This window comes from Pseudomonas sp. 10S5 (assembly GCF_035019745.1).
Lineage (GTDB): Bacteria > Pseudomonadota > Gammaproteobacteria > Pseudomonadales > Pseudomonadaceae > Aquipseudomonas.
This window is the reverse complement of record NZ_JASJVL010000009.1, coordinates 64,602-90,975: the sequence shown is the minus strand read 5'-3', so window position 1 is coordinate 90,975 and position 26,374 is coordinate 64,602. Positions and strand designations below refer to the sequence as shown.

The window sequence follows — 26,374 nt, the reverse complement described above, 5'->3', positions numbered from 1 at the left end:
CCACCATGACCTACTCTAAACAGCCTGAAACCGCGATCTACAGCGCGACCGTTCCCGCAGGCGAGCCGTGGCTGACCGAAGTCAACGCTGGGCAAACTGTGCGCATCCTCGACCTGGAAGGTAATCAGGCTGTGGACACCTTGTTTTACAGCCTGGCCAATCCCCGTGAACGTTACGACGTGCAGCGTACTTTGCGCCGTCAAAACAACGTGTACCTGAGCGTCGGCAGCGTGCTGTATTCCAACCTCGGCAGGCCAATGTTGACCATCGTCCAAGACACATGCGGTCGTCACGACACCCTCGGCGGAGCCTGCGCCCAAGAGAGCAACACCGTGCGTTACGCCATGGAAAAGCGTCACATGCACAGCTGCCGCGACAACTACCTGCGCGCGTGTGACCATGACGGCCGCCTGAGCAAAAGCGACATCGGGCCAAACATCAACTTCTTCATGAACGTGCCGGTGACCGCTGACGGCGGGTTGACCTTTGAAGACGGCATTTCTGCACCTGGAAAATATGTCGAACTGCGCGCGGAAATGGATGTCATCGTGCTGATTTCTAATTGCCCGCAACTGAACAACCCGTGCAACGCCTACAACCCAACGCCGGCGCAGGTGCTGATATGGAACTGACCTTTTCTTCGCTACGCCGCTGGTTGTTCAGCTTGTGCCAAAGCCGTTCGGGGCAATGCTTGAAATCGAAACAGCCTCTGTAGATACCGTCAGCGTCAAGTACCAGGTTTAGCCATCGGGGACGACTCCGAGGCACACCGTTCAATAGCGGGACGGCCCGCTTCCCATTAAGAAACCGAGCTGCCCTCGGTTTCCAGGGTTATGCCATGTTCGACACACTGCTGATTGCCAACCGTGGCGCGATTGCCTGTCGCATCCTGCGCACTCTGCGCGAGCTTAAGGTCAACGGCGTGGCGATCTATGCCGAAGTCGACGCCGCCAGCCTGCATACTCTTCAAGCCGACCAAGCCCATAGCCTCGGCGACGGCGGCGCGGCCAACACCTACCTGGCGGTGGATAAAATCCTCGCCATCGCCACAGCCAGCGGTGCCAAGGCAATCCATCCCGGTTACGGTTTTTTGTCTGAAAACGCCGCCTTCGCGCAAGCTTGCGAAGACCACGGCATTGCCTTCGTCGGGCCGACTCCAGAGCAGCTGCGCGTGTTCGGCCTCAAGCACACTGCCCGCGCGCTGGCCAAGCAACACGGCGTACCGATGCTCGAAGGCACTGAGCTGCTCGACAGCCTTGAAAACGCCTTAAGCGCCGTCGAACCCATCGGCTATCCCGTGATGCTGAAAAGCACGGCGGGCGGCGGCGGAATCGGCATGCGTGTGTGCCGCAGCGCCGACGAACTGACTGAATCGTTCGAAGCTGTGAAGCGCTTGGGACAGAACAATTTCAGCGACGCTGGCGTATTCATCGAGAAGTACATCCAGCGCGCCCGACATTTGGAAGTGCAGGTATTTGGGGACGGCAATGGGGACGTCATCGCTCTGGGCGTGCGCGATTGCTCAGTGCAACGCCGCAATCAAAAAGTTCTTGAAGAAACTCCCGCACCGAACCTGCCAGAGGGCATGGCCGACGAACTGTGTGCGGCAGCGATCAAGCTAGCGAAAGCGGTCAACTACCGCAGCGCAGGGACGGTTGAATTTATTTTCGACAGCGAAGATCAGCGCTTTTACTTCCTTGAAGTGAACACGCGGCTGCAGGTTGAACATGGCGTGACCGAGCAAGTCTGGGGCGTCGATCTGGTCAGCTGGATGGTGCAACTGGCCGCCGGTGATTTACCGCCGTTGCTTGAATTAAAGGCTGGGTTGCAGGCCAGCGGTCATGCAATACAAGCGCGGTTATATGCCGAAGATCCGGGCCGGGATTTCCAACCTTGCCCTGGCTTGCTGACGGTAGTGAACTTCCCGGCAACTGACGGTAAAGCCTTGCGCATTGATACTTGGGTTGAGGCTGGTTGCGAGATTGCGCCGTACTTTGATCCGATGATTGCCAAGTTGATCAGTTGGGCGCCGACTCGCGCGCAGGCCATTGCAGGACTCGGGCAAGCGCTGCGTGACAGCCATTTATATGGGGTGGAAACCAATCGCGATTATCTGCGGCAGATTTTAGTGGACGCGCCTTTTGCCAGCGGCCAGCCATGGACTCGCTGCCTGGAAGGGTTGGTATACCGCGCCAACACCTTTGAAGTGCTCAGCGGCGGCACTCAGACCAGCGTCCAGGATTATCCGGGACGTCTGGGCTATTGGGCGGTGGGTGTTCCACCGTCGGGGCCGATGGACAGTCGATCCTTACGGTTGGGCAACCGGTTGTTGGGCAACGACGAAGGGGCCGCCGCGCTGGAAATTACCATGAGCGGCCCGCTGCTGCGTTTCAACACTGATGCGGTGGTAGCCATTACTGGAGCGGAAATTCCGGTGACACTCGACGGGCAGACGCAAGCAATGAACACCGCGACTTTGGTGACGTCGGGTTCAACCTTGGCGCTAGGGACGATTGGCGGTGCCGGGGCGCGCAGTTACCTCTGCGTGCGCGCAGGCCTGGAGCTGCCGGATTATCTGGGGAGTAAAAGCACCTTCACCCTCGGTCAATTTGGCGGCCATGGCGGACGAGCATTGCGCGCTGGTGATGTACTGCACATTCCACCGTTGAGTGATCGCCGCGTGGGGCTGAGCGTGCTGCCTGAACAGCTCGCCAACTTGCTGGATGTGCGGCAAATTCGCGTCATTTATGGCCCGCATGCGGCGCCGGAGTATTTCACCGAGTGCTACATGCAGACGTTTTTTTCGACCCATTGGGAAGTGCATTTCAACTCCAGCCGAACCGGCGTGCGCTTGATCGGGCCCAAGCCAGAATGGGTCCGTGCCGACGGTGGCGAGGCGGGACTGCATCCATCGAATATTCATGACAATCCGTATGCCATTGGCGCCGTGGACTTCACCGGCGACATGCCCGTGATCCTCGGCCCCGACGGGCCAAGCCTGGGTGGATTCGTTTGCCCGGTGACCGTTATCGAGGCCGACCTTTGGCAATTGGGGCAGCTTAAGGCCGGGGATAAAGTGCAGTTTTATCCCATCAGCCTGCAAACCGCCCGCAGCTTGGCCCAAACAGATCTCTGTGTGGGCCCACTTTTAGACGAAGCAGGCGACGCGGCGTCTGACTTGGCGCTATCGCGGACAAGCGCGCTCCTGCAGGAGGCCGGGGCGGAGTTGATTTCGCCGATTGTGCTAGATATCGGTCAGGACGACACACGTCTGGTAGCTCGCCTTTGCGGGGACACCCATCTGCTGCTGGAGATCGGCGCCGCCGAGCTGGACCTGGTGCTGCGGTTTCGCGCCCATGCGTTGATGCAAGCGCTGGAGGGCAAAGCTCTGCGAGGGGTGATCGACCTGACCCCAGGGATTCGTTCGCTGCAAGTTCACTATCACCCCGAGCAACTTCCTTTGGCCAACCTGCTTAACATCCTCGCCCACCAATGGGAAACCGTCTGCGCCAGCAAAGACCTGCACGTGCCCTCGCGGATCGTTCATTTGCCGCTGTCCTGGGATGACCCGGCGTGCCAACTGGCCATTGAAAAATACATGACCACCGTGCGCAAAGACGCGCCATGGTGCCCGAGCAATCTGGAATTCATCCGCCGCATCAATGACCTGCCCAACCTCGACGAAGTGCAGCGCACCGTGTTCGACGCCAGCTATTTGGTCATGGGTTTGGGCGACGTTTACCTCGGCGCCCCCGTCGCAACACCACTCGATCCGCGTCATCGCTTGGTTACCACCAAATACAACCCGGCTCGCACTTGGACCGCTGAAAACTCTGTCGGCATCGGCGGCGCGTATATGTGCGTCTATGGTATGGAAGGCCCCGGCGGATATCAATTCGTGGGGCGCACCTTGCAGATGTGGAACCGCTATCGGGAAGTGGCCGCGTTTAATGGTAAACCTTGGCTGTTGCGCTTCTTCGATCAGATCCGCTTTTACCCGGTCAGTGCTGAAGAGCTATTGCATATTCGCCGCGACTTTCCACTTGGCCGTTACTCGCTAGACATCGAACACTGCACCCTGAACCTGGCGGACTATCAAGATTTTCTCAATCGTGAAGCTGAAGGCATCGCCGCATTTCGAGCGCAACAACAGGGCGCATTCAACGCCGAACGCGAACGATGGATTGCCAGCGGCCAAGCGAATATTGAGAGCCATGAAGCCGTTGCAACGGTCACTGACGATGAGCCCCTCGATGCAGGCCTATACAGCATCGATAGCCACATCGCGGGCAATCTCTGGCAGGTGCAAGTCAAGGTCGGCCAGCGGGTCGAAGTCGGCGATGTATTGGTAATCCTGGAATCGATGAAGATGGAAATTCCACTCCTGGCAACCTTGGCAGGCACCGTTAGCGAAGTGCGCGTGCAACCCGGATCGGCCCTGCGTGCAGGGCAAAGGGTCGTGGTTCTGAAAGCGGATTGAATTTTTTAATTTTAAGAGGAATGTCCCATGGGTAATGCTGAGCAACTCATAGATTTACGTCTTGATAAAGTCCGTGCGGCGTATCAAACCGGAGCCCTGACACCTCGGCAACTGGTTTTCGCCCTTCGGGAAAAAGCTACGGCGCTGAACCCGACCTATCACCTGTTCATTCATCTGCTAAGCATCGCGGAACTGGAACCGTATCTGGCAGCGCTGGAAAGTCGCAACCTTAAAGACCTGCCGCTGTACGGGGTGCCATTCGCGATCAAAGACAACATCGATTTAGCCGGTATCCCCACCACCGCTGCGTGCCCGGCGTTCGCCTATACGCCGGATACGTCGGCGACTATTGTCGAGCAACTGATCGCACTCGGTGCGATTCCCATGGGCAAGACTAACCTCGACCAGTTCGCCACCGGATTGAACGGCAGCCGCTCACCTTACGGAGCTTGCCCCAACAGTGTTTCGATGGATTATCCATCAGGCGGCTCCAGCGCAGGTTCGTCGCTGGCGGTGGCGTTAGGCGTTGCCAGCTTTGCCCTCGGCACCGATACCGCAGGCTCGGGCCGGGTGCCCGCGGCGCTGAATAACCTGCTGGGCTTGAAACCCAGCAAAGGCTTGATCTCTACAGCAGGCGTGATTCCAGCCTGCCGCACACTGGACTGTGTCAGTACCTTCACCGCCACCGCCCGCGAAGCCAGCCAATTGCTCGGCCTCCTCGCACGTCATGACCCGCGCGACGCCTACAGTCGCCGCAATCCAACGTGGAACGATGCGTCAGCGTTTGGCGTACCAAGACCGTTCAAATTCGGCGTGCCGCGTCAGCAGGATCTGGAGTTTTTCGGCTGCACAGAAGGTCCGCAACTGTTCGATGACGCCGTCATGCATCTGATCGCACTGGGCGGGGAAGCCGTGACCCTTGACCTATCGCCATTTCTGGAAGCGGGCGCTTTACTCTACAACGGCCCGTGGGTAGCCGAACGCTACAGCGTGGCGGGCCAATTGATAGAGAGCCACCCCGAAGCTGTATTGCCGATCATCCGGGCAGTATTGGCCAAAGCACCCACCGTCGACGGCGTGCAAACGTTCCGTGCGCACTACCAGCTACAAGCACTCAAAGCGCTGTGCGACAACGCGCTAGAACATCTCGACTGCGTGCTGACCCCTTCTATCCCTCGTCCGGTGACGCTGGCCGAACTGGCTGAGGAGCCGGTGCTGCGAAACTCGGAGCTGGGCTACTACGCCAATTTCGTCAACCTGCTGGACTACGCGGCCGTCGCCGTACCCAGCGGCTTCATGAAGAGCGGCCTGCCGTGGGGCGTGACGTTGGTTGGCCGAGTCTTCACCGATCAATACTTGCTAAGCCTCGCCGATGCCCTGCAACGGCAGACAGATGTACGCGTGATCGGCCATAACTCACTCAACCTTTCTGCTCCCGCGACAACCGCACGCAACGACAAGTCGCGGCTGGTGGTCTGTGGCGCACACATGGAGGGTTTGGTGCTGAACGGGCAACTCAGGCAACGCGGCGCGCGCTTGCTGGAAGTCACTTACAGTTCAGCTGACTATAAGCTTTACGCGTTAGCGGGTGGTCCTCCGTTTCGCCCAGGCATGCTTCGGGTCGAGGAAGGCGGCGTAGCCATTGCAGTGGAGGTCTGGGAGTTACCAAGTCTCGAATTGGGCTCGTTCCTTACCGGCATTTCGGCGCCGCTAGGGCTAGGAAAAGTTCAGCTGGAAGATGGCCGCTGGGAGAGTGGATTCATCTGCGAACCCTATGGTCTGGAAGGCGCCACAGACATCAGCCATTTAGGCGGATGGAGGGCTTACCTGCGTGCTAACGCCAGAGTTTAATTAGAAAAAACCGGTGAGGGGGTCGCTCCTTTGCCGGTCGTTACATAGATACCGATCAGGACGAAATTCCCCCGGCACAGTGAGGCCCTTTCCGTCCGGATCAACAACCGTCATGAATGAACAGTGGAACGCGACCGATGCACTACCGAACCGTCTTCATGAGCGCAAAGACACGCTTCCTTCGTCTGGCGCCTTCTCTGTGTCGCCGTTCGATGAGCCCGATGAGCCGGTTCGTACCGACGACTTTCAGACTCAATCCTCTGAGCAGGCTCCTGATGCGGCCCCCGCTGAAGCGCTGAACATCCAACGACTCATCTTGCGCAGGAAAACACCGGCCGCCAAACTGCTTTCGGGTTCAGTACTGAGCCTGAAAACCTGGCAAATGGACTTGGACTCGCCCCCCTCCCCCAAAGCTTACATCCGACAACAATTGGTGCGGTTTCTAGCGGACAACGGGCCAATCGACAACGCCGAAAAACTCCCCTCACCCGATGAGTTGTACGTCCGCTTTAGCACCGAGACCGATCCTGAAATTCAGGTTGATGGCCATGAACACTATGCATTGCAGCTCTCCCTTACCGAGATCGTCTTAGCGTCGCTCGAACCCGCCGGTTTTCTCGCGCTGATCAAATGTGTCGAAGCGGATCGCCCACTCTTCGGATCAACCCCCCTGCTCACCATTGGTTCACTGATCGAATTCATCTATACGGCGCGGTGGGAGCACAACTATTGCCAGCTCGTCGAACAGTTCTGGGCCCACCATGAAGCGACGTATTGCGCCCTTGCCAAGCTCTCGTTCGTCGATGGCCTATCCCGGCAATACATAAAAAAGAAAATAACGCTGGAGGGCTACACTCTGGCGCTCGGCGCCTTGGGCCTGGATCGGTTTCCCACAACGCTTGCAGAACTTGAACAGCCGACGAGCGGCGAACGCGCAGCCATCAGTCTACTTTCACTGAACGGACGGACCATCCCGGGCATTTTTCAGCTGAAGTCCAAGGTCACCTCACACTGTTTTATCCACACCCTGGGAAACGCTCCTACGACCATTGAATATATCGACGATGAGCAGAATCACAGCACCGCCAAGCAGCTCGAAGCACTAAACGGCTGCGCCTGGCTTGCGCCATTGGTGGATGGCGTTCCGCTGCAGGACAACCCTAACCTCAGCGCGAACCTAGTGGACGGCGATTTGTTTGCAGCGCTCACGGCAGCCCAAAAGGCGTTCTCGCTGGAAGCACTTACCGATCTGCGCTCCGGGACATTTTCGGAATTAGACGACGCGGATGATGAACCACTTTTCAAGGATGTCGAGCGCGGCCTGGCCTTGGTCAGCGTCATTGATCTGTGGCAACAGCCTGACGTTTCAAAGCGAATACCCCACCCGGAAAAAGTTGCCCACCGCCTGGTGCGCAACGCCCTGATCAAGCGTCATCAGCTAGACCTTTCCCCCGATACCGTGTTCATTCGCTACGTCCGTGGCAGCTCGACCTCACCACTAGGCAGCGCCCATGCGCCAGTTACATTTGTGCATGTACCTAACGAAACTCCAATCAGTTTGACCCGTGCGTTGCTCTGCAACTATAGGGTTGACCGTCCCGTGGGTTATCTCGATAACGGTGCACGCAGCGTGGTCTATTCAGACCCCTCAGGGAAAGGTATACAGGCTGAAGATACTGAACTACCACTCTCACCTGACGCCGTTGAAAGCCTTATAAAAGACATCGACTTTCTGCCCTTGATGACCAACCGGTTGAACGGATTTTGGAAAAAACACGCGGCAACTATCGAGCGCTCGCTCGCTACCACGTTAATTACGCAACTTGTGATCGCTCTCAAGATGGGCCATGTATCGCGGGTCGGGTTTGACATGTTAGTGGAGGCCTTGGAGTATCCGCCAAGCCAAACGGCCCCTTCGAATATCCGCTGCAAAAGCTTGGGCTTTTATCTACAACCAGCGCTGGCTGAAAGTAAGCACTGCCAACGCTGCGCAGGTTTGTTGGTGTTCTTTAAGGCCAATAATCCGCGCAGAGTGCTGTATCAAGCCGGACAGGCCCAGACATTCGTCGAACTCGACAGCCGTGATGAACTCATTCAACACATTGTAAAAGCTGCGGGGAATGAACTGTGGCGAACCACTTTATTGAACTACGTCCCGGTGAACCAGCATCAAAAGCTCATCTATGTCCTGGAGATCTGGGCTGGCCAACGTTTCCCTGAACCGCCAGTTACGTTGTTGCGCCCATGGACCGACGTGATCTATGCCGATCATCTGCATAAAGCAAAAGCCAAAACGTTGTGTGAGCAGACACTCACTTCTTCACCGTTTGTTTTTATGCGGGAAACACTCGCGCGCAATCATCAGGCAGACGCAAACGACTGCATTGTAACGTCGGAAGAAATCACGCTTCGTTACTGGATGCAGCAAATCAACCATTTGCGGCTACTGCTGGAACCCCTATCGCTACTGTTGGTTCCGGCGAGGGTGGCTTCAGTATTGGCGCATGCCGGCGCAGCTTATCTGAGCATTAAGACAGCGAATTTACCCGGACACCGAGACACCGAAAAACGCCTGGCGGTGCTTACTACGCTGTCGCTTGGGCTGTTTCAACTAGCACCGCTCGCTCACGGCTTACTTCGTGCGCTGAGCGCAGTCGTGCGACCGAGAACGTTATTGAGAGCCGGGGCAGTTCTGACCTCGTCGTATTTACCACGGTTTAGTTTATTACTCAGGGGGTGCGTCAATCCGCGAAAAACCACGCTTCAAGCATTTTTCAATACCACCCGCCTGATGAAAACCTGGGCAATTCCAGGGAATAAAATCTTCGGCACCTCAGCGGTCCAGGTCTGGAAACTTGATCGCAAGTTTCTGCTATGGACATCTGACCAAAGACAAGCCAGAACCTTAGTCGTCAGCACTCATGGCTACTATTTACCCTGGACAAAGACTACACCGATCCCCAACGGCACCGAACTCAGAACCTTCGCGCCCCATGGCTCAGTGCTTGTTGATCCAGCACTTCATCGGGTCGTCGCACAGCAAGTCAGGCCTTTTTCAACGCTGAACGCAGCCGGCAACCATCCAGCGGCTGGCTCGATGCCGCCGTTTTCTATCACCGATAGGCTCATGGCGGGTACCTCACTACCTGGAAGAATCAAGAATTACAGCCTGGCAAAATTTCAGGGCTCCCACGGCGAGAGTTATCAGGACATCAGCCACGTGGTGCGCAATTCAAATCAGTCCCCTTGGCGTGGCGCGCAGTTGCCTGCTGTGCCGATGGATGTACTGACAGTCAGAAATCGCTTCGCCATGGCTCACCCAACCCTACAAGACTTGTTCAAATCACTGTCCGAACACGGCATACATTACGACCGAATTTTACTGCTGCACTGTCGCTGTTCCGCCATCAGCGCCGCGTTGCGCCTGTCACCGACTTATACGGCCCCTATTAACACGGCTCCGCCTAGCCCTGGCCCTTGAACTCGATAGCGTTATAGGGCGGCGACACGCTAGCATGCCGCTTCCTATTGGATTTAGCTCAACAACGGATTTGTCATGTTTCGTCACATCACCTTCAATTCACAACGCTCATCGGTCATGACGCTGGTGGTTCTGGAAAGCCGCCTGCGTCGGTCCGATATCATTTGTCGCTGGGGCGGCGAAGAGTTCCCGCTCAAGGCAACCGACAGCGACCGAAGTCAGGCGTGCATAGAAACGGCGCTTCCTCATGTTGAATAGTCCTGACAGGATCGACGGATCGACCTGCCCCATGTGCGGTCTGAGTAACAGTTGCACCCTGGCCGACCCACGCACGGCGGCGCAACCATGCTGGTGTTTTTCCGTAACCATTGAACCGGGAATACTTGAAGCGTTGCCGCCACAGCTGCGCAACCAAGCGTGCTTATGCCCGCGCTGCGCGCTGGCCAATGTCGACGAAACGTCGAAATCAGACCACTAAGTCACCATGCGACTGGATCGATTTCTCAGCAATCTGCCGCGCTTCAGTCGCAAAGACGTGCGCTTTGCATTGGTTGGCAAGCGAATCAAAGTCGACGGGCAAACCGTTAGCAATCCTCTTCACGAAGTTCGCGAATTCAGCCGTGTTGAGTGCGATGACGAGGTTCTACAGATCGGCAAGCCCGCTCGTTACTTCATGCTGCACAAACCACCGGGGTGCGTCAGCGCGACGACTGATCCGCAACATTCAACCGTGCTGGACCTACTCAATGAGTCTGACAAACACGACCTGCACATTGCCGGACGGTTGGACTTCAACACCACCGGGCTGATGGTGATCACCAACGACGGCGTGTGGTCCCGGCGCCTGACACAACCGCAGACCAAAATCGCAAAAATCTACTACGTCGAAACTGAGCACCTCATCAGCCAGGACTACGTACAGAAGTTTGCCGAAGGCTTTTATTTCGCTTTCGAAAACCTCACCACGCAGCCCGCCGAACTGACGCTAATCAGCCCGTGCAGCGCACGCTTGAGCATCGTCGAAGGGCGCTATCATCAGGTCAAACGTATGTTCGGCCACTTCGACAACAAAGTGGTGCGGCTGCATCGCGAGTCCATGGGACCGTTGCGCCTGGACCCTGAGTTGGCGCCCGGTGAGTACCGCCCTCTGAGCATTGCAGAAATACAGGCGATATGAACTTGGCCTACCGTTCAGCAGAAGGTGTCGAACAATTTACCAACATCACTTGCGAGGTATCGTCGAGCCTGCTTGAATCCAAACGTCAGTCCGCATGTGACTGAGCAGTCACAAATCCATTCCAAGAAACTTTTGACGAGACGAGAACCTCTGGTTCCGCCCCGGCAAACAGCCCTCCAATAAAAATACCTGTCGACCAGATCTTGTCGGATTGACATGGGCCCCGGTTTTCCAGGCGTATGCCTACCTGTCATGAAGCTCGTGCAAGCTCGTTTGCGCGCATACCTGTTCTACGCCAGGAGTGAGTCGTCATGAGGCCAGAAATCGCTGTGCTTGATCTACAAGGTCAGTTCCGGGTCTACACGGAGTTCTACCGCGCAGATGCCGCAGAAAAGACCATTATTCTGGTCAACGGCTCGATGGCCACCACTGCGTCCTTTGCCCAAACCACCCGAAACCTATACCCGCATTTCAACGTGGTTCTGTACGACCAACCCTATGCAGGCAAATCTAAAGCCCACAACATGCACCGCAAACCGCTGACCAAAGAGCTGGAAGGCCAGATCCTTCTTGAGCTGATCGACCATTTTGCCGCCGAACACGTGCTGTCATTTTCGTGGGGCGGTGCAGCCACTCTGATTGCCCTCGCCCATCGTCCACGGCAGATCGAAAAAGCCGTCATCAGTTCGTTCTCCCCCGTGGTCAATGTACACATGCGCGACTACCTAGAACGCTGCATCAGGCACTTGGGCGCGTTTGACCGGCATGAGGTCGGCCATTTGGTGAATAACACCATTGGCAAGCACCTGCCGTCATTGTTCAAACGCTTCAATTACCGCCACGTCAGCACGCTCGACATCCACGAGTACGTGCAAATGCATTTTCACATCAGCCAAGTGCTGTGCATCGATCAACTGTGCTACCTCAAAGCGGCGCAAAACATCGACGTGCCGGTGCTATTTCTCAATGGCGAGTGGGATGAATACACCGCTGCGGCCGACTCCAGGCTCTTCGGCCAACACGTTTCGGATTGCCAGTTCACAACCCTGCAAAGCACCGGGCACTTTCTGGACATGGAACACAAAACCGCCTGCAGCGATTCGCAAAAAGCCCTGTTGAGTTTTCTGAAACCAGAAGCTGCGCCTAAGCGTTTCAGGTACCACCAGGAACAGAACCACCATGCGTTCGCACTGTAAAACAAAGTGCCATTCCCCTTGAGAATCGCCTCATCTAGGTTGCAGGGGATCTCTGCAGGGAATGTTTTGGATGGGCGTGGACTGTGCGCTTGTGAAGCGAATATGGAGATGTAGATTTGCTTGAAATGCACCCATCAAGAAATTAGCACTTTTGTTCAGAAGCGACTTCTGGTACAAAGTCAGCCGCGAAAAGCGGGTGTCGTATAATGGCATTACTCCAGCTTCCCAAGCTGATAACGAGGGTTCGATTCCCTTCACCCGCTCCATCTCAGTACCTTTAGCGAGTCCGCCGTCACCTAACGTCCGACTGCTTTGGTACCGCTTACTCGCTCACTTGCGGCATCCTGTCGGTAAGTTCCGTCGTTATAGACCGCCAACGCGGCCTACTCAGCCCGCTTTTAATTGCCGCATTGCCGTTATCTCTGGCAGATCCATCCGCCGCACGTAAACCCGTAAAGGCTCCGTGACGTTCAAACGGTCGTCGATGTTCTGCTCCAGCAGCAACCTCACCGACTCACGCTTAAGTGTCATTAGCTGTCCATCGCCGCTGCACCAAACAAACTCGTTGGTAGGAGTAATGCTGTCATCCGTGACGTCCATACCAAACGAGTCTTCACTGAAACGGACGATGTAGCGGTTCGCTTTGTGGTGATAGCCGACGAAGCCTTTAAGCTGGTCGGCGGCGTCGCAAATGGTGCTGGAAGTGATGCTCATGGTTGGCCTCTGAAAGAATTAAAGGGCGTGGCGAAAGATGGCTTCGATCTGCAATTGGTCCGCCGGGCGCGGGTTGGTAAAGCCGCAAGCATCTTTGAGGGCATTGGCGGCGAGGGTCGGAATATCATTTTCCTTGAACCCCAACTCCTTGAGGCCCGCCGTTTAACAGCTCCAAGCCTTTTTCAACGTTAGCAACCGTAGGGTTCGGTTGTGCGCCATCGAAAACCAGCGCGTCAATGTCTTGCGCGGCCAACAACCCGACGATGGTGTCTGCCACGCCAGCCTTCGCCAGCCCGGCGTCGGTGACGATCAATGCTTTGCGCAAACCGAAGTTGTGAATGGCGGTCATCGCTTCCGTCATGCAGCCAATACCCATGATGTTCACGGCGGGGATGAAGAACGTGCTGCTCATGGAAAATCCTTTGCACAGAAACCCTGCTGGCGCATCCGGCCGGGCGAATGCTTGCAGCATCTTCCGATTGCCAGGCGTCGATATTGATCTGGCGCAATAGCCGTCCGGTCTTGAGCGGTTGGCGTGATAAAGTCCCGCCCCTGAACTTTCCCGACTTGATGGCGACGAACAGAAACTATGGAATTCACGGATTTTGACGCTGAGCTTGCAGAGTGGAATGAGCTGCAAGCGACCACCCCGTTTTCCGATTTGCTGGTCGGCAACGGCGCGAGCGTGGCGGTCTGGAAGAATTTTTCTTACTACTCGCTCTTCGAAGAGTCCGAGACCACCCGCAACAAACCCCTGAGCCATACCGAACTTGCGGTGTTCAACGCTTTGGACACTCGTAACTTCGAGCCAGTCTTGAGTGCACTCAAAAGCGCCATGCGCGTCAATGCGGCGCTAACCATCAGTTCGTCTTCGCCCCGCAATCGCTACTTCGCCATCAAAGAAGCGTTGATCCACGCCGTGCGTTCGGTCCACATTCCGTGGCGTTTGGTGAATGAAAAATCGCTGCTGCGGATTAATCAGGAACTCAGCCAATACCGGACCGTGTTTTCCACCAACTATGATTTGTTGTGCTTTTGGGCGGTGATGCAGTCTCCGGAAAAATTCAACGACCTGTTCGACGATGACGCCATCTTCGACCCCACCCGATCCATCGCCGACACCACGCGCATGCTGTACCTGCACGGAGGGCTGCATTTAGTAAAAAACCTGGATGGCAGCGTGCGCAAGTTGCTGTCATCGGAAAGCACCCTGCTCGGCAGTTTTGCCATCAACGCGCTGGACGATGTACCGATTTTCATCAGCGAAGACAGCAGCGCACAAAAAATGAAAATGATCCGGCATACCGATTACTTGGGTTTCTGCCATGCGCAACTGGCCAACCCTAAAGATGCGTTGTGCGTTTTTGGCCACGCACTGGGCAAGCAAGACGCGCACATTGTTGATGCGATCAAGCTGGCGAATCCCAAGACCATTGCTTTCTCCATAGCCCCGCGCAGCCAGGGCTTTATTCAGCAACAGAAGCGCCACTACAGCAGCCTCTTTGCTGGGCAAGGGGTAACGTTGAAGTTCTATGACGCCAAGACCCACCCACTGGGTGACCCGGCCTTGTCCGTGTCGATTAAGGGATTGAACACCCCCCTGCCTTCGCCGAAACCAACACACTCCAGGCACTGATCGTCGCTTTCCACTGATCAAAACTGTACGGACAAATCTCTCGATAGCTGTGAGGGTGTTCGCCTTGGGTTTGTGGCTAGATGATCGCCTCTGTCTATAAATCCAATAACAAGGCGCGTTTTATCATGTCCTCTCGCGAAAACACCGGCATGGCCCTGGGCCTGATCGGGGTGATTATTTTTAGCCTGACACTGCCCATGACCCGCATCGTGGTCCAGGAAGTGAATCCCCTTCTCAACGGTTTGGGCCGAGCGCTGTTGGCGGCGATACCGGCCGCACTTCTGCTGCTGATCCGTCGCGAACATTGGCCGACCTGGGCGCAAGTCAAAGGTCTGTGCCTGGTGAGTCTGGGGGTCATCATCGGCTTCCCGGTGTTGTCCGCTTGGGCTATGAAAACCCTGCCGGCTTCCCACGGCGCACTGGTAAACGGCCTACAACCTCTGATCGTGGCGATTTACGCGGCATGGTTATCACACGAACGACCTTCAAAAGCCTTCTGGGCCTGCGCAGCGCTGGGCAGTGCCTTGGTGTTGAGTTATGCGTTGATCAGTGGCGCCGGTTCCATCCAGGCGGGCGATCTGTGGATGCTGGCGGCGATTGCCGTAGGTGGGTTGGGTTATGCCGAAGGTGGCCGACTGGCCAAGGAAATGGGTGGCTGGCAGGTCATTTGTTGGGCGCTGGTGTTGTCCGCCCCACTGCTGGCAGGACCAGTGATCTACCTCGCGCTGCAACATCAGGGGCCAATATCGACTGGCACGTGGTGGGCGTTTGCGTACGTAACAATTTTCTCGCAATTCATCGGTTTCTTTGCGTGGTACGCCGGTCTGGCCAAGGGCGGTATTTCGCGAGTGAGTCAGGTTCAGTTGTTGCAGATATTCTTCACCATCGCCTTCTCGGCGCTGTTTTTCGGTGAACATATTGAGCCCATTACTTGGCTGTTCGCGGCCGGTGTCATCGGCACCGTGATGCTCGGGCGCAAGACTACCGTCATTGCGCCCAAAGCGATCCGCATCTGATCAGTTGATGTAGCCGTCTGCCTGGAGCAAGGTTTCCAGGCAGTGCTCCTGAATGCCGTAGAACGTTTTCAATTCCTGAATCTTCGCCAACAACTCGGGCTGCTTAAGCGGCTCGACGCGCTTGACCGCGAGGATCATTTTGTTCTTGTTGGTGTGCTCTAGCGAAATGAACTCGAACACTTTGGTCTCGTAGCCACAGGCCTCAAGGAGCAAAGCGCGCAAGCTGTCAGTGACCATTTCCGCCTGCTGCCCCATGTGCAAACCGTATTGCAGCATCGGCCGCAGCAGGGTCGGGCTCTGGATCTGCAAACGAATCTGCTTATGACAGCACGGCGAACACATGATGATCGACGCCCCGGAGCGAATGCCCATGTGGATCGCGTAGTCAGTGGCAATGTCACACGCGTGCAAGGCAATCATCACATCCAGCGCGCTAGGCGCCACGCTGCGCACATCACCGTGCTGGAACACCAGGCCGGGATGCTCCAGGCGTTCGGCTGCGGTGTTGCACAACATCACCATGTCTTCGCGCAACTCGACGCCAGTCACCTGACCCTCGGCTTGCAAGGTGTTGCGCAGGTAATCGTGGATAGCGAAGGTTAAATAGCCTTTGCCCGAGCCGAAATCCGCGACTGTGATCGGCTGATCAAGCGCCAGCGGTGATGAACTCAAGGCGTGGGAAAACACCTCGATAAATTTGTTGATCTGCTTCCATTTACGCGACATGGCCGGGATCAGCTCATGCTGTTTATTCGTCACGCCCAAGTCCGTCAGAAACGGTCGGCTTAATTCCAGGTAGCGCTTTTTCTCCCGATCATGCTCAGCCGACGGCGCTTCGCGTTCTTGCTGCGCCTTGCTTTTGAACAGGGTGCTTTTACCTTTTTTGCCGTATTCCAACTGCACTTCATCGGTGAGCGATAACAAGTGCGCGTTCTTGAACGCGTCAGGCAGCAACCCAGCGACCAGGTCGACGCCCTCGGCCAGCAAGAAATTCTTGGTGATGTCGCGGGTTTTATAGCGATAGACGAACGACAAGTGCGGCAGCTCTCTAATCGTCGTCAGTTTGATGATAATCCGCTGCAACTCCGCCTCAGCGCCGACGTACTTAGCTAGCACCAGCTTGATAAACGAGTTCTGCGACAGACTCGTGTCTAGCAGGCTCAAAAACTGTGCTCGGTGATCCGGCGCAGGCTGGGTGGAGGTTGCAGTAACTGACATCGGTAAGCGCCTCGGGCGGGCTGAAAATAATAAGGCCAGTATTTTAGGCGGGTTGGGGAAGATGGGTTGGTTTAATTAGCGGACGGCGATTGGCGGTGTCTGTAGAAGTCAACTGGCTGGCGAGGCGGTGTGCCTGACAAATCGCGGGGGATCTTCGCCAACAAGTTGGCTCCAGGCCATGAGGCGGCACCTGTCACAGCACCACCAACCGATTAGGCAGCTCGTTACGTGTTTGAGTCACGGGCACATGATCGGCCAATAACTCGCCACACGCTTCAATGCAGCCCAGAAAACCTTTTAACGTCTCACCGTCTTTTACCTGCTGGGTAAACACATCAATCAGCGCTTTCCAGACATCGTCATCCAGCCGACTGCTGATGCCCCGGTCAACCAGAATCTCCACATAGCGCTCGGCTTCTGAAACGAAAATCAACACCCCAGTTGCGCCAACCGTACGGTGAAGATTCTGCTCAAGAAACTGACGACGGGCCAGGTTACTTGCGCGCCAATGGCGAACCGACTCAGGAATTAATTGAGTAGTGATCACCGGCAAGCGCATCACCAACGCCGCAACGATAAACGTTGCGAATTGGCTCAGTAACAATTGATTCGCACTGAGCCAACCCGAGACGTAACTCAACAAACCTGGCACCAACAGCGCCACTAACCCAGCCCAGATCAACGGCACGTAAGCATAGTCGTCCGACCTCGCCGCCAGCACCGTAACCAGTTCAGCATCGGTCTTCAATTCCACCCGGCTGACCGCTTCGGCCACTTGTCGTTGTTCGTCGTTACTCAGTAAAGACATGGTGAATCACTCGCTGATACATGGATGACAAATTGTCCTTTACCTTAACTACCAACTGCCAGAGGCCCCTCCGCCGCCAAAGCTGCCGCCGCCACCGCCGAAACCTGCGCCGCCACCTGATCGGGAACCACCTGCTCCGAAACCGCCAGCACCGCCGATAAAACCACCTCCGCCACCAAAACGCCCACCACCGCCCCAACGCATATTGATAAAGATGAAAGCCAAAAACAGTCCCACATACAAAAAGTCACGGGGCACGTCGCTGGAGTCGTTCTCCCCGGCCAGATCTGCAGCAGGCTCCGCCAACGGGTTGCCGCCCAACACCTGAATCATCGCCTCAGTCCCTTGGCTGATCCCGCCAGAGAAGTTACCGGCCTTGAACGCCGGGGTGATGATCTGATTGATGATCACAGAAGACTGAGCATCGGTCAGACGGTCCTCAAGTCCATAGCCAACCTCGATCCGAACCTTATGATCATCGCGGGCCACAATCAGCAGCGCACCATTGTCTTTGTCTTTTTGCCCCACGCCCCATGCCCGCCCCAGCTGATAGCCGTAATCCTCAATGCTGGTGCCTTGCAGATTAGGCAATGTAACCACCACCACCTGCTCACCGGTGGTTTGTTCATGGGCTTGGAGCATTTGCGTCAGCTGTGCTTTGGTTTGCCCGTCGATCAGTTGAGCGCTGTCGACCACTCGTCCAGTCAAAGACGGAAACACCAGTGCGGCGGACGCAACCGTGGTGCATGCCAATAGCAGCCCAAGCGCAATAAGCCGCAAGGCGCGCATCAGAATTTCACTTCCGGGGATTTGTCAGCGCCTTCGGTAGTGGCGTCGAAGTTGGGGCGAATCGGCAAATCACTGTAAATTACGCTGTGCCAAAGACGGCCAGGGAACGTGCGAATTTCAGTGTTATAGCGCTCGACCGAGGCAATAAAATCTTTGCGCGCTACGCTTATTCTGTTTTCAGTACCTTCCAGTTGCGACTGTAGCGCCAGGAAGTTCTGGTTGGATTTAAGGTCCGGGTAACGCTCCGACACCACCATCAATCGACTAAGCGCACTGGTCAGTTGACCTTGAGCCTGCTGGAATTGCTTTAGCTTTTCCGGGTCGTTCAAGCTGCTGGCGTTAATCTGAATAGACGTGGCCTTGGCCCGCGCTTCAATCACGGCGGTTAACGTCGTCTGCTCCTGTTTGGCGTAGCCCTTAACGGTTTCCACCAGATTGGGAATCAGGTCGGCACGCCGCTGATATTGATTCTGCACCTGAGCCCACGCGGCCTTAACCTGCTCGTCATAGGTTGGGATGTTGTTGATACCGCAACCGGCGAGCAACGTGCTCAGCAGCATCAGCGCCGTCATGGACCAACTGAAGCCGTAGCCCCGTGGTGTTTGCATGTTCTTTGCTCCCTTGAAATACTTTTAATTGCGGCCTGCAGAGTGACTTTAGCTAAAACCATCGATCCCCGGCATAATCCGCGAGCAACACTGGATTGCTGACGCGCAATACGCTAAAACTTGCTGCGCTAAAGATGCTCTGCGCGACAAAGAGTTCAGCGGCGGCCCATCGCCCTGATCGACAATATGCGCAACAGACTCAATTACCAAATTTTTGGCTGACCAGTACTTACGTGAGTTGCTGAAGAACGCCTTGAGAAATCATTCATGAATAAGCTGTGTTTGCTGGGCCTTATTGTCGGCCTGGCCAGTCACTCGGTTATGGCCGAGACCAGTACTGCTGTGCTGGCTAACAAAAACGCGTTCATTTCTAATCTGATGAAGCAAATGACCCTCGAAGAAAAAATCGGGCAATTGCGATTGATCAGCATCGGGCCTGAAATGCCTCAGCCACAAATCCTCAAAGAAATTGCTGCTGGCAGAATTGGCGGCACGTTCAACTCCATCACTCGCTCAGAAAACCGCCCGTTGCAACAGGCCGCAGTGGTTAACAGCCGCCTGAAGATCCCGATGTTTTTCGCCTACGACGTTGTCCACGGTCATCGCACGGCATTCCCTATCAGTCTCGCCCTGGCCGCCAGCTGGGACATGGATGCTATCGCCTTGAGCGGTCGAGTATCGGCCACCGAAGCGGCCGCTGATGGCGTGGACATGACCTTCGCACCCATGGTTGATATTTCCCGCGACCCGCGTTGGGGCCGTAGCTCCGAAGGCTTCGGTGAAGACACTTATCTGGTGTCGCGCATCGCCAAGGTCATGGTCAACGCTTACCGCGGAGAGCATCCGGGCGGGGCCGACAGCTTAATGGCCAGCGTTAAGCACTTTGCGCTGTATGGTGCGGTAGAGGGTGGCAAAGACTACAACACCGTCGATATGAGCCTGACGCGTATGTACCAGGATTACTTGCCGCCTTATCGCGCCGCTATCGACGCGGGAGCTGGCGGCGTCATGATCGCGCTGAACTCGATCAACGGTATTCCGGCTACCTCAAACACCTGGTTGCTCAAAGACCTGTTGCGCAAGGATTGGGGCTTCAAAGGCGTAACCATCAGCGACCACGGCGCGATTAAAGAGTTGATCCGCCATGGCGTAGCCCGCGATGACCGTGAAGCCGCCAAACTGGCAATCAAAGCCGGTGTTGATATGAGCATGAACGACTCGGTGTACGGCGAGCAACTCCCCGGACTGTTGAAAGACGGCGAGATTTCCCAGAACGACATCGACAGCGCCGTTCGTGAAGTCCTGGGCGCCAAGTACGATATGGGGCTGTTTGCTGACCCGTTTCGCCGCATTGGCGATGCGGCTCACGACCCGGCCGACACCAACGCTGAAAGCCGTCTGCATCGTACCGAAGCCCGTGACGTTGCGCGCAAAACTCTGGTATTGCTGAAAAATGACCACGAAACGCTGCCGCTAAAAAAACAAGGCACCATTGCGGTCATTGGTGCATTGGCGAAAAGCCAACTCGACATGCTGGGCAGTTGGTCAGCTGCCGGCGTACCGCAACAATCGGTGACGGTCTATGACGGTCTGGCCAATGCCGTCGGCGATAAAGCCAAGCTGCTGTACGCCCGAGGCGCTGACGTTGCCGATGATCCGTCGATCATTAAATACCTGAACTTCATGGTCACTGAAGTTGAAGTTGACCCACGTCCTGCCGAAGAAATGATCGCCGAAGCGGTCAAGGTCGCGCAGCAATCGGACGTCATTGTTGCCGTGGTCGGCGAGTCGCGTGGCATGTCCCACGAATCGGCGAGCCGCACCAGCCTTAACATTCCTGGCAGACAGCGGGACTTGATCGCCGCCCTTAAAGCCACCGGTAAACCGTTGGTGCTGGTATTGATGAACGGCCGACCGCTGACCCTGGTCACTGAGGAGCAACAGGCTGACGCGATGCTGGAAACCTGGTTCCCCGGCACGGAAGGCGGTAACGCCGTGGCCGACGTACTGTTCGGCGACTACAACCCGTCCGGCAAGCTGGCCATGTCTTTCCCGCGCTCGATTGGCCAACTGCCGGTCTACTACGCGCACCTTGGCACCGGTCGGCCCTATCAGGTCGGCAAACCAGGCAACTACACCTCGCAATACTTTGAGGAAGTTAACGGCCCGTTATTCCCGTTCGGTTATGGTCTGAGCTACACCCAATTCAGCCTGTCTGACGTGACACTGTCCGCCAAGGACATGAAACGCGGCGGCACGTTGACCGCCAGCGTCACGCTGAAAAATACCGGCAAACTCGATGGGGCGACCGTGGTGCAACTGTACCTGCATGACGTCACTGCCTCTATTGCCCGCCCGGTCAAAGAGTTGAAAAACTTCCAGAAAGTCATGCTTAAAGCCGGTGAGGAAAAAGTCATCAGCTTCACCCTCAGTGAAGACGACCTGAAGTTCTACAACGCGGCGCTGAAATATGTCGACGAGCCCGGCGCGTTCGACGTGATGATCGGTCTCGATTCTTCAGACGTGAAACAGCAGAGATTTAATTTGCTGTAACCATTCGGCTGAATGCGCAGTTCCGCCCCGGAACTGCGCTGTACCTGCGCATGTTAAGGTGCGAACCGGTTCATCCTGTCTTTGTCGCCATGCCCTCAATTTCCCGTCTTGCTCACCTGTCTATTTATGCGTTGCTGATTCTTATAAGAGCATTGCTGGCGGCCGGTATAGCGGTTCGTCAGGCCGAGCGGCATGCCTTGGTCGATGACGCCGCCCGCGCCGGGGGGCAACTGATGCTGTATGGCAACACCCTGCACACGCTGATCGAACGTTATCGTGCCTTGCCAGCGGTTTTAGCACTGGACCCCCAATTGCGCTCGGCGCTAAGTGGCCCTGTCAGCTTAAGTACCCAAGACGCATTGAATTTCAAGCTGGAAAAAATCAACAGCGCGGCACAGTCCTCGACTCTGGAGTTGTTGGACCGAAGCGGCTTGGCCGTCGGCGCCAGTAATTGGCGACTGCCCAGCAGCTACGTCGGCCATAACTACGGCTTTCGACCGTATTTCCTACAAACCAAAGCCGAGGGCGTCGGACGCTTCTACGCAGTGGGCGTTACCAGTGGCATCCCCGGTTACTTTCTGTCCAACGCAGTAACCAACGACGCCGGGGATTTTTTGGGCGCGATAGTGGTGAAACTTGAGTTCCCCGACCTAGAGCGCGATTGGGGTCAAGGCGATGATCTACTGCTGCTTAGCGATGCCAAAGGCATCGTCTTCATTGCCAATCAGCCGGGCTGGCGCTACCGGGAATTGCTGCCGATATCCGCCGCTGACCGCGCCGAACTGGCCGCCACCCGGCAATACGATAAACAACCGTTGTCCCCACTGAAGAGCCAAACAATCCGTGAATTCAGCAAGACCAGCCATTTGTCCCGCATCGAAGGTCCGCAAGGCGCGGCCGATTATCTGTGGGAATCGCTACCACTAGCCGCTGAAGGGTGGACGCTGCATTTGCTTCGCAAGCCTCAGGCCCTCGCCGAGGACACACGCAATGCCGCATTGGCAGGAGCGGGCACTTGGCTAACACTGGTATTTCTAGGGCTGTTTCTTTACCAACGCTGGCGTCTGGCGCGGGTGCATCGACGTAGTCGTGAAGAGCTGGAACAGTTGGTCCAAGAGCGCACCCGTGATCTGCGCACCGCACAAGACGGGCTCGTGCAATCGGCCAAATTGGCGGCGCTGGGGCAAATGTCGGCGGCGCTGGCCCATGAAATCAATCAACCGTTAACCACCCAACGCATGCAGTTGGCCAGCTTGCGCCTGCTGCTGGATCACGGGCGAATCGATGATGCGTACAGAGCCTTGGGGCCATTGGATCAGCAACTGACACGCATGGCCGCATTAACGGGGCACCTGAAGACTTTCGCACGTAAAAGCCCCAGCGGATTGCGCGAACGCTTGGATTTAGCTGCTGTAGTCGATCAAGCCCTCCTGTTGCTTGACCCTCGCTTACGTCACGAGAAGGTCAGCTGCGTATTGCACCTTATCCGCCCCGCCTTCGTACGCGGTGATGCCATCCGCCTGGAACAGGTGCTGATCAACTTGTTGCGCAATGCGCTGGACGCCATGCGTGACGCACCGCTCAAACGACTGGAAGTAAGCCTTGAACCAGAACCCAACTCGCCACCCCTTTGGCGCTTATCGGTCGGCGACACCGGCGGAGGTATTGCCCAAGAGCATATGACAAACATCTTCGACCCGTTTTTCACCACCAAACCGGTAGGCGACGGCCTGGGGCTGGGTTTGGCCGTGTCGTATGCCATCGTTCATGAATCCGGCGGCACGCTGACGGCGGAAAATTACAGTGATGGCGCACGCTTTAGCCTTGTTTTACCTGCAGAACCAGAGGTCTGACCCTTATGTTGAATTGCGTCATAGTGGTCGACGACGAGGCCAGCATCCGTGAAGCCGTCCAGCAATGGCTGACGCTTAGCGGTTTTAGCGTACAGCTGTATAGCCGAGCAGAAGAGTGTCTCGCCGCGCTGCCGGAGCATTTTCCCGGAGTAATCGTCAGCGACGTGCGCATGCCGGGCATGGGCGGTCTGGCGTTTCTGGATCGGCTACAGATTCTGGACTCTGATTTGCCGGTGATCTTGCTGACGGGCCACGGCGACGTGCCGATGGCGGTGGACGCCATGCGTGACGGCGCCTACGATTTTTTGGAAAAGCCGTTCAGCCCGGAAATATTGCTGAGGATTCTGCGTCGGGCGCTGGAGAAGCGTCAGTTGGTATTGGAAAATCGCCGACTGCATGAGCAGGCCGACGCGAAGGCCAGGATCGACAAAACCCTGCTCGGTGTTACACCAAGTTTGCAGGTCTTGCGTCGTCAGGTGCTGGAACTGGCGCTACTGCCGGTTAACGTAGTAATTCGCGGCGAAACCGGCAGCGGCAAAGAGCTCGTTGCGCGCTGCTTGCATGACTTCGGGCCTCGCGCCAACAAGGTTTTTGTCGCCCTCAATTGTGGGGCGATCCCCGAACACTTGTTCGAGGCGGAGCTGTTCGGTCACGAAAGTGGAGCCTTCACCGGCGCCCAAGGCAAGCGCATCGGCAAGCTGGAGTACGCCGACGGCGGCACATTGTTTCTCGACGAAATTGAAAGCATGCCGCTGGGGCAACAGGTCAAGCTATTGCGCGTTCTACAAGAGCAGCGGCTAGAACGCCTGGGTTCAAATCAAAGCATCAGCATTAATGTTCGGATCATTGCCGCGACCAAGCCGGATTTACTTGAAGAGGCACGGGCCGGGCGCTTTCGCGAGGATCTTGCTTACCGACTAAACGTCGCTGAACTGCGCCTGCCACCCCTGCGTGAACGCAGGGAAGACATTCCCCTGCTATTCAACCATTTTGCCCAAGCCGCCGCTGAGCGCTTAGGGCGCAAGGTCCCGGTGCTAAGCGGCGCCGAGTTGAGTCACCTGCTCAGCCATGACTGGCCAGGCAATGTCCGCGAGCTGGGTAACGCAGCCGAACGTCAGGTGCTGGGGTTGAGCCATTGGCAACCAAACGCTGTCGAGTCGGGGCAATCGCTGGCGGCGCAGCAAGAGGCTTTCGAAGCCCACTGCCTGCGGGCGGCTCTGGTTCGGCACAAAGGCGACATTAGGGCTGTGCTCGGTGAACTGCAGTTGCCGCGCAGAACCCTTAACGAAAAAATGCAGCGCCACGGTCTGCAACGGGAAATGTTTCTACCAAGCATCGACTAGCCGTCCTGATCGGCAACTTTCCGCTTACCAACATCCTTCCAGCAAGCGGATTCTTGCCGAAAAATAATTAATAACCCCTCTAGACCGGCCCTCAACGGCCTGGCACAGCTCCTGCTAAGAGACTGTCAGGCTGCACTCGCATGCGCCCCACTAAAAACAATGACTTACAAGGATTCTTAATGGACACCTCCAACACTCTGTCTGAAGGGTCGGCTGCTGCGCCGGTCAAAGAACGAACCACTGGCAGTCGTCTGAAATCAATTTTCAGTGGCTCGGTTGGCAACATGGTCGAGTGGTACGACTGGTACGTTTACGCCGCGTTCTCGCTGTACTTCGCCAAATCATTCTTCCCGCAAGGCGATACCACCGCGCAGTTGCTCAACACCGCTGCGATTTTCGCCGTAGGCTTTCTGATGCGTCCGATCGGCGGCTGGCTGATGGGCATGTATGCCGACCGCAAGGGCCGTAAAGCTGCGTTAATGGCATCAGTGTTGTTGATGTGCTTTGGTTCATTGATCATCGCGTTGACCCCCAGCTATGCCGTTATCGGTGTCGGCGCCCCGGTGCTATTGGTGTTTGCCCGCCTGTTGCAAGGTTTGTCGGTGGGTGGCGAGTACGGCACCTCTGCTACTTACCTGAGCGAGATGGCCACAAAAGAACGGCGCGGCTTTTTCTCCAGTTTTCAATACGTCACTTTGATTTCCGGCCAGCTCATTGCACTCGCCGTGTTGATCGTCTTGCAGCAAACCCTTACTACCGAGCAGTTGTACGCATGGGGCTGGCGTATTCCGTTCGTCATCGGCGCGCTGTGTGCCGTGGTTGCGCTGTACCTGCGTCGTGGCATGGAAGAAACCGAATCATTCACCAAGAAGAAAAAGCCAAAAGAAAGCGCGATGCGGACCTTGATGCGTCATCCGAAGGAATTGATGACGGTGGTCGGCCTGACCATGGGTGGCACCTTGGCGTTTTATACCTACACCACCTATATGCAGAAGTATCTGGTAAACACGGTTGGCATGAGCATCACCGACTCCACCACCATCTCGGCAGCCACGCTCTTTTTGTTCATGTGCCTGCAGCCACTGGTTGGAGCGCTGTCGGATAAAATCGGCCGACGTCCGATCCTGATCGCATTTGGTCTGCTGGGTACGCTGTTTACCGTGCCAATCCTGACCACGTTGCACACCGTACAAAGTTGGTGGGGTGCGTTCTTCCTGATCATGGCCGCGCTGATCATCGTCAGCGGTTACACCTCGATCAACGCCGTAGTGAAAGCCGAGCTGTTCCCGACTGAAATCCGCGCACTGGGTGTAGGCCTGCCGTATGCGCTGACCGTTTCGATCTTCGGCGGCACCGCTGAATACATCGCCCTGTGGTTCAAAAGCATTGGCATGGAGACCGGTTACTACTGGTACGTCACGGCCTGCATCGCCGTTTCGTTGCTGGTGTATGTTTTCATGAAAGACACCCGCACACATTCGCGAATTGAAACCGACTAACGCTTGGTCGGTATCGAGCTAAGAAGCGGCGACTACCGTTAAGGGGTCGTCTCTTTTACGTTTTGCCTCCCCAGACGCCTTTGGTGTAAGGCGAGTCCATGACTATTAATATTGGCAATAATTGGTAACACCCGGAATGAGTTTTTAAAAGT

General features: G+C 56.2%; 19 protein-coding genes, 1 tRNA gene and 1 pseudogene. 15 read left to right on the top strand and 6 right to left on the bottom strand.

The annotated features are described in order from the left end of the window. Positions 1 to 5 precede the first annotated feature (5 nt). From QN378_RS11825 to QN378_RS11785, 9 genes are all read left to right on the top strand, one after another. Positions 6 to 632 carry an urea amidolyase associated protein UAAP2 gene (locus QN378_RS11825; protein ID WP_323550825.1) on the top strand — a complete coding sequence of 209 codons (627 nt, stop codon included), beginning with the start codon at positions 6 to 8 and terminating at the stop codon, positions 630 to 632. Between the two features lie 206 nt (positions 633 to 838). Then, positions 839 to 4,480, top strand: a complete 3,642-nt coding sequence (uca, locus tag QN378_RS11820) for an urea carboxylase (protein ID WP_323550824.1) — start codon at positions 839 to 841, stop codon at positions 4,478 to 4,480. Between the two features lie 27 nt (positions 4,481 to 4,507). After that, complete coding sequence (gene atzF / locus QN378_RS11815; RefSeq protein ID WP_323550823.1) at positions 4,508 to 6,331, top strand: allophanate hydrolase; 1,824 nt, start codon at positions 4,508 to 4,510, stop codon at positions 6,329 to 6,331. Positions 6,332 to 6,443: 112 nt separating this feature from the next. After that, the gene (locus QN378_RS11810) at positions 6,444 to 9,812 is read left to right on the top strand and encodes a dermonecrotic toxin domain-containing protein (protein WP_323550822.1); all 3,369 of its coding nucleotides are present in this window, start codon (positions 6,444 to 6,446) and stop codon (positions 9,810 to 9,812) included. Between the two features lie 75 nt (positions 9,813 to 9,887). Further along, positions 9,888 to 10,070 carry a hypothetical protein gene (locus tag QN378_RS11805; RefSeq protein WP_322205231.1) on the top strand — a complete coding sequence of 61 codons (183 nt, stop codon included), beginning with the start codon at positions 9,888 to 9,890 and terminating at the stop codon, positions 10,068 to 10,070. Further along, positions 10,060 to 10,290 carry a cysteine-rich CWC family protein gene (locus QN378_RS11800; RefSeq protein ID WP_322205232.1) on the top strand — a complete coding sequence of 77 codons (231 nt, stop codon included), beginning with the start codon at positions 10,060 to 10,062 and terminating at the stop codon, positions 10,288 to 10,290. The genes QN378_RS11805 and QN378_RS11800 overlap by 11 nt, the downstream gene beginning before the upstream one ends. 6 nt (positions 10,291 to 10,296) lie before the next feature. Next, complete coding sequence (locus QN378_RS11795; protein ID WP_323550821.1) at positions 10,297 to 10,989, top strand: pseudouridine synthase; 693 nt, start codon at positions 10,297 to 10,299, stop codon at positions 10,987 to 10,989. A 311-nt stretch (positions 10,990 to 11,300) separates the two neighbouring features. Next, entirely contained in the window at positions 11,301 to 12,185 is an 885-nt protein-coding gene (locus tag QN378_RS11790) for an alpha/beta hydrolase (RefSeq protein ID WP_322205234.1), read from the top strand. 192 nt (positions 12,186 to 12,377) lie between these two features. Continuing rightward, positions 12,378 to 12,451 (top strand) — tRNA-Gly (locus QN378_RS11785). A 121-nt stretch (positions 12,452 to 12,572) separates the two neighbouring features. On the opposite strand, the gene QN378_RS11780 is transcribed toward QN378_RS11785, so the two are convergent. Both QN378_RS11780 and QN378_RS11775 read right to left on the bottom strand, forming a co-directional pair. After that, positions 12,573 to 12,899 (bottom strand): DUF2025 family protein, encoded by a 327-nt coding sequence (locus QN378_RS11780; RefSeq protein ID WP_322205235.1) that lies wholly within the window; start codon positions 12,897 to 12,899, stop codon positions 12,573 to 12,575. Between the two features lie 163 nt (positions 12,900 to 13,062). Then, positions 13,063 to 13,311, bottom strand: a pseudogene (locus tag QN378_RS11775) (iron-containing alcohol dehydrogenase); the annotation flags it as partial. A 177-nt stretch (positions 13,312 to 13,488) separates the two neighbouring features. Between QN378_RS11775 and QN378_RS11770 the strand changes: the two are divergent. Further along, a complete protein-coding gene (locus tag QN378_RS11770) occupies positions 13,489 to 14,535 on the top strand; it encodes a DUF4917 family protein (RefSeq protein WP_322205237.1) in 1,047 nt (348 codons plus the stop codon). 125 nt (positions 14,536 to 14,660) lie between these two features. Next, positions 14,661 to 15,551 carry a DMT family transporter gene (locus QN378_RS11765; RefSeq protein ID WP_322205238.1) on the top strand — a complete coding sequence of 297 codons (891 nt, stop codon included), beginning with the start codon at positions 14,661 to 14,663 and terminating at the stop codon, positions 15,549 to 15,551. Here QN378_RS11765 and QN378_RS11760 read toward each other — a convergent pair whose 3' ends face one another. The 4 genes from QN378_RS11760 to QN378_RS11745 all read right to left on the bottom strand — a co-directional run bounded on the left by QN378_RS11760 (position 15,552) and on the right by QN378_RS11745 (position 18,974). Continuing rightward, positions 15,552 to 16,769 (bottom strand): SAM-dependent methyltransferase, encoded by a 1,218-nt coding sequence (locus QN378_RS11760; RefSeq protein ID WP_322205239.1) that lies wholly within the window; start codon positions 16,767 to 16,769, stop codon positions 15,552 to 15,554. It lies immediately after the preceding gene. Positions 16,770 to 16,962: 193 nt separating this feature from the next. Then, positions 16,963 to 17,577: a TPM domain-containing protein gene (locus QN378_RS11755; RefSeq protein ID WP_323550820.1), complete on the bottom strand. Its 615-nt coding sequence runs from the start codon at positions 17,575 to 17,577 to the stop codon at positions 16,963 to 16,965. Between the two features lie 48 nt (positions 17,578 to 17,625). Beyond that, positions 17,626 to 18,366: a TPM domain-containing protein gene (locus tag QN378_RS11750; protein WP_323550819.1), complete on the bottom strand. Its 741-nt coding sequence runs from the start codon at positions 18,364 to 18,366 to the stop codon at positions 17,626 to 17,628. After that, positions 18,366 to 18,974 carry a LemA family protein gene (locus QN378_RS11745; protein ID WP_322205243.1) on the bottom strand — a complete coding sequence of 203 codons (609 nt, stop codon included), beginning with the start codon at positions 18,972 to 18,974 and terminating at the stop codon, positions 18,366 to 18,368. Before QN378_RS11745 ends, QN378_RS11750 begins: the two co-directional genes overlap by 1 nt. Positions 18,975 to 19,241: 267 nt before the next feature. Here QN378_RS11745 and bglX point away from each other — a divergent pair, with 267 nt between their 5' ends. The 4 genes from bglX (at position 19,242) to QN378_RS11725 (ending at position 26,222) form a co-directional block, all read left to right on the top strand. Next, entirely contained in the window at positions 19,242 to 21,527 is a 2,286-nt protein-coding gene (gene bglX / locus QN378_RS11740; RefSeq protein WP_322205244.1) for a beta-glucosidase BglX, read from the top strand. Between the two features lie 50 nt (positions 21,528 to 21,577). After that, positions 21,578 to 23,380 (top strand): ATP-binding protein, encoded by a 1,803-nt coding sequence (locus tag QN378_RS11735; RefSeq protein WP_416350633.1) that lies wholly within the window; start codon positions 21,578 to 21,580, stop codon positions 23,378 to 23,380. A gap of 5 nt (positions 23,381 to 23,385) precedes the next feature. Beyond that, positions 23,386 to 24,723, top strand: coding sequence for a sigma-54 dependent transcriptional regulator (locus tag QN378_RS11730; protein ID WP_323550817.1), 1,338 nt, complete (start codon positions 23,386 to 23,388; stop codon positions 24,721 to 24,723). A gap of 179 nt (positions 24,724 to 24,902) precedes the next feature. Further along, entirely contained in the window at positions 24,903 to 26,222 is a 1,320-nt protein-coding gene (locus QN378_RS11725; RefSeq protein ID WP_323550816.1) for an MFS transporter, read from the top strand. Positions 26,223 to 26,374: the final 152 nt, after the last annotated feature.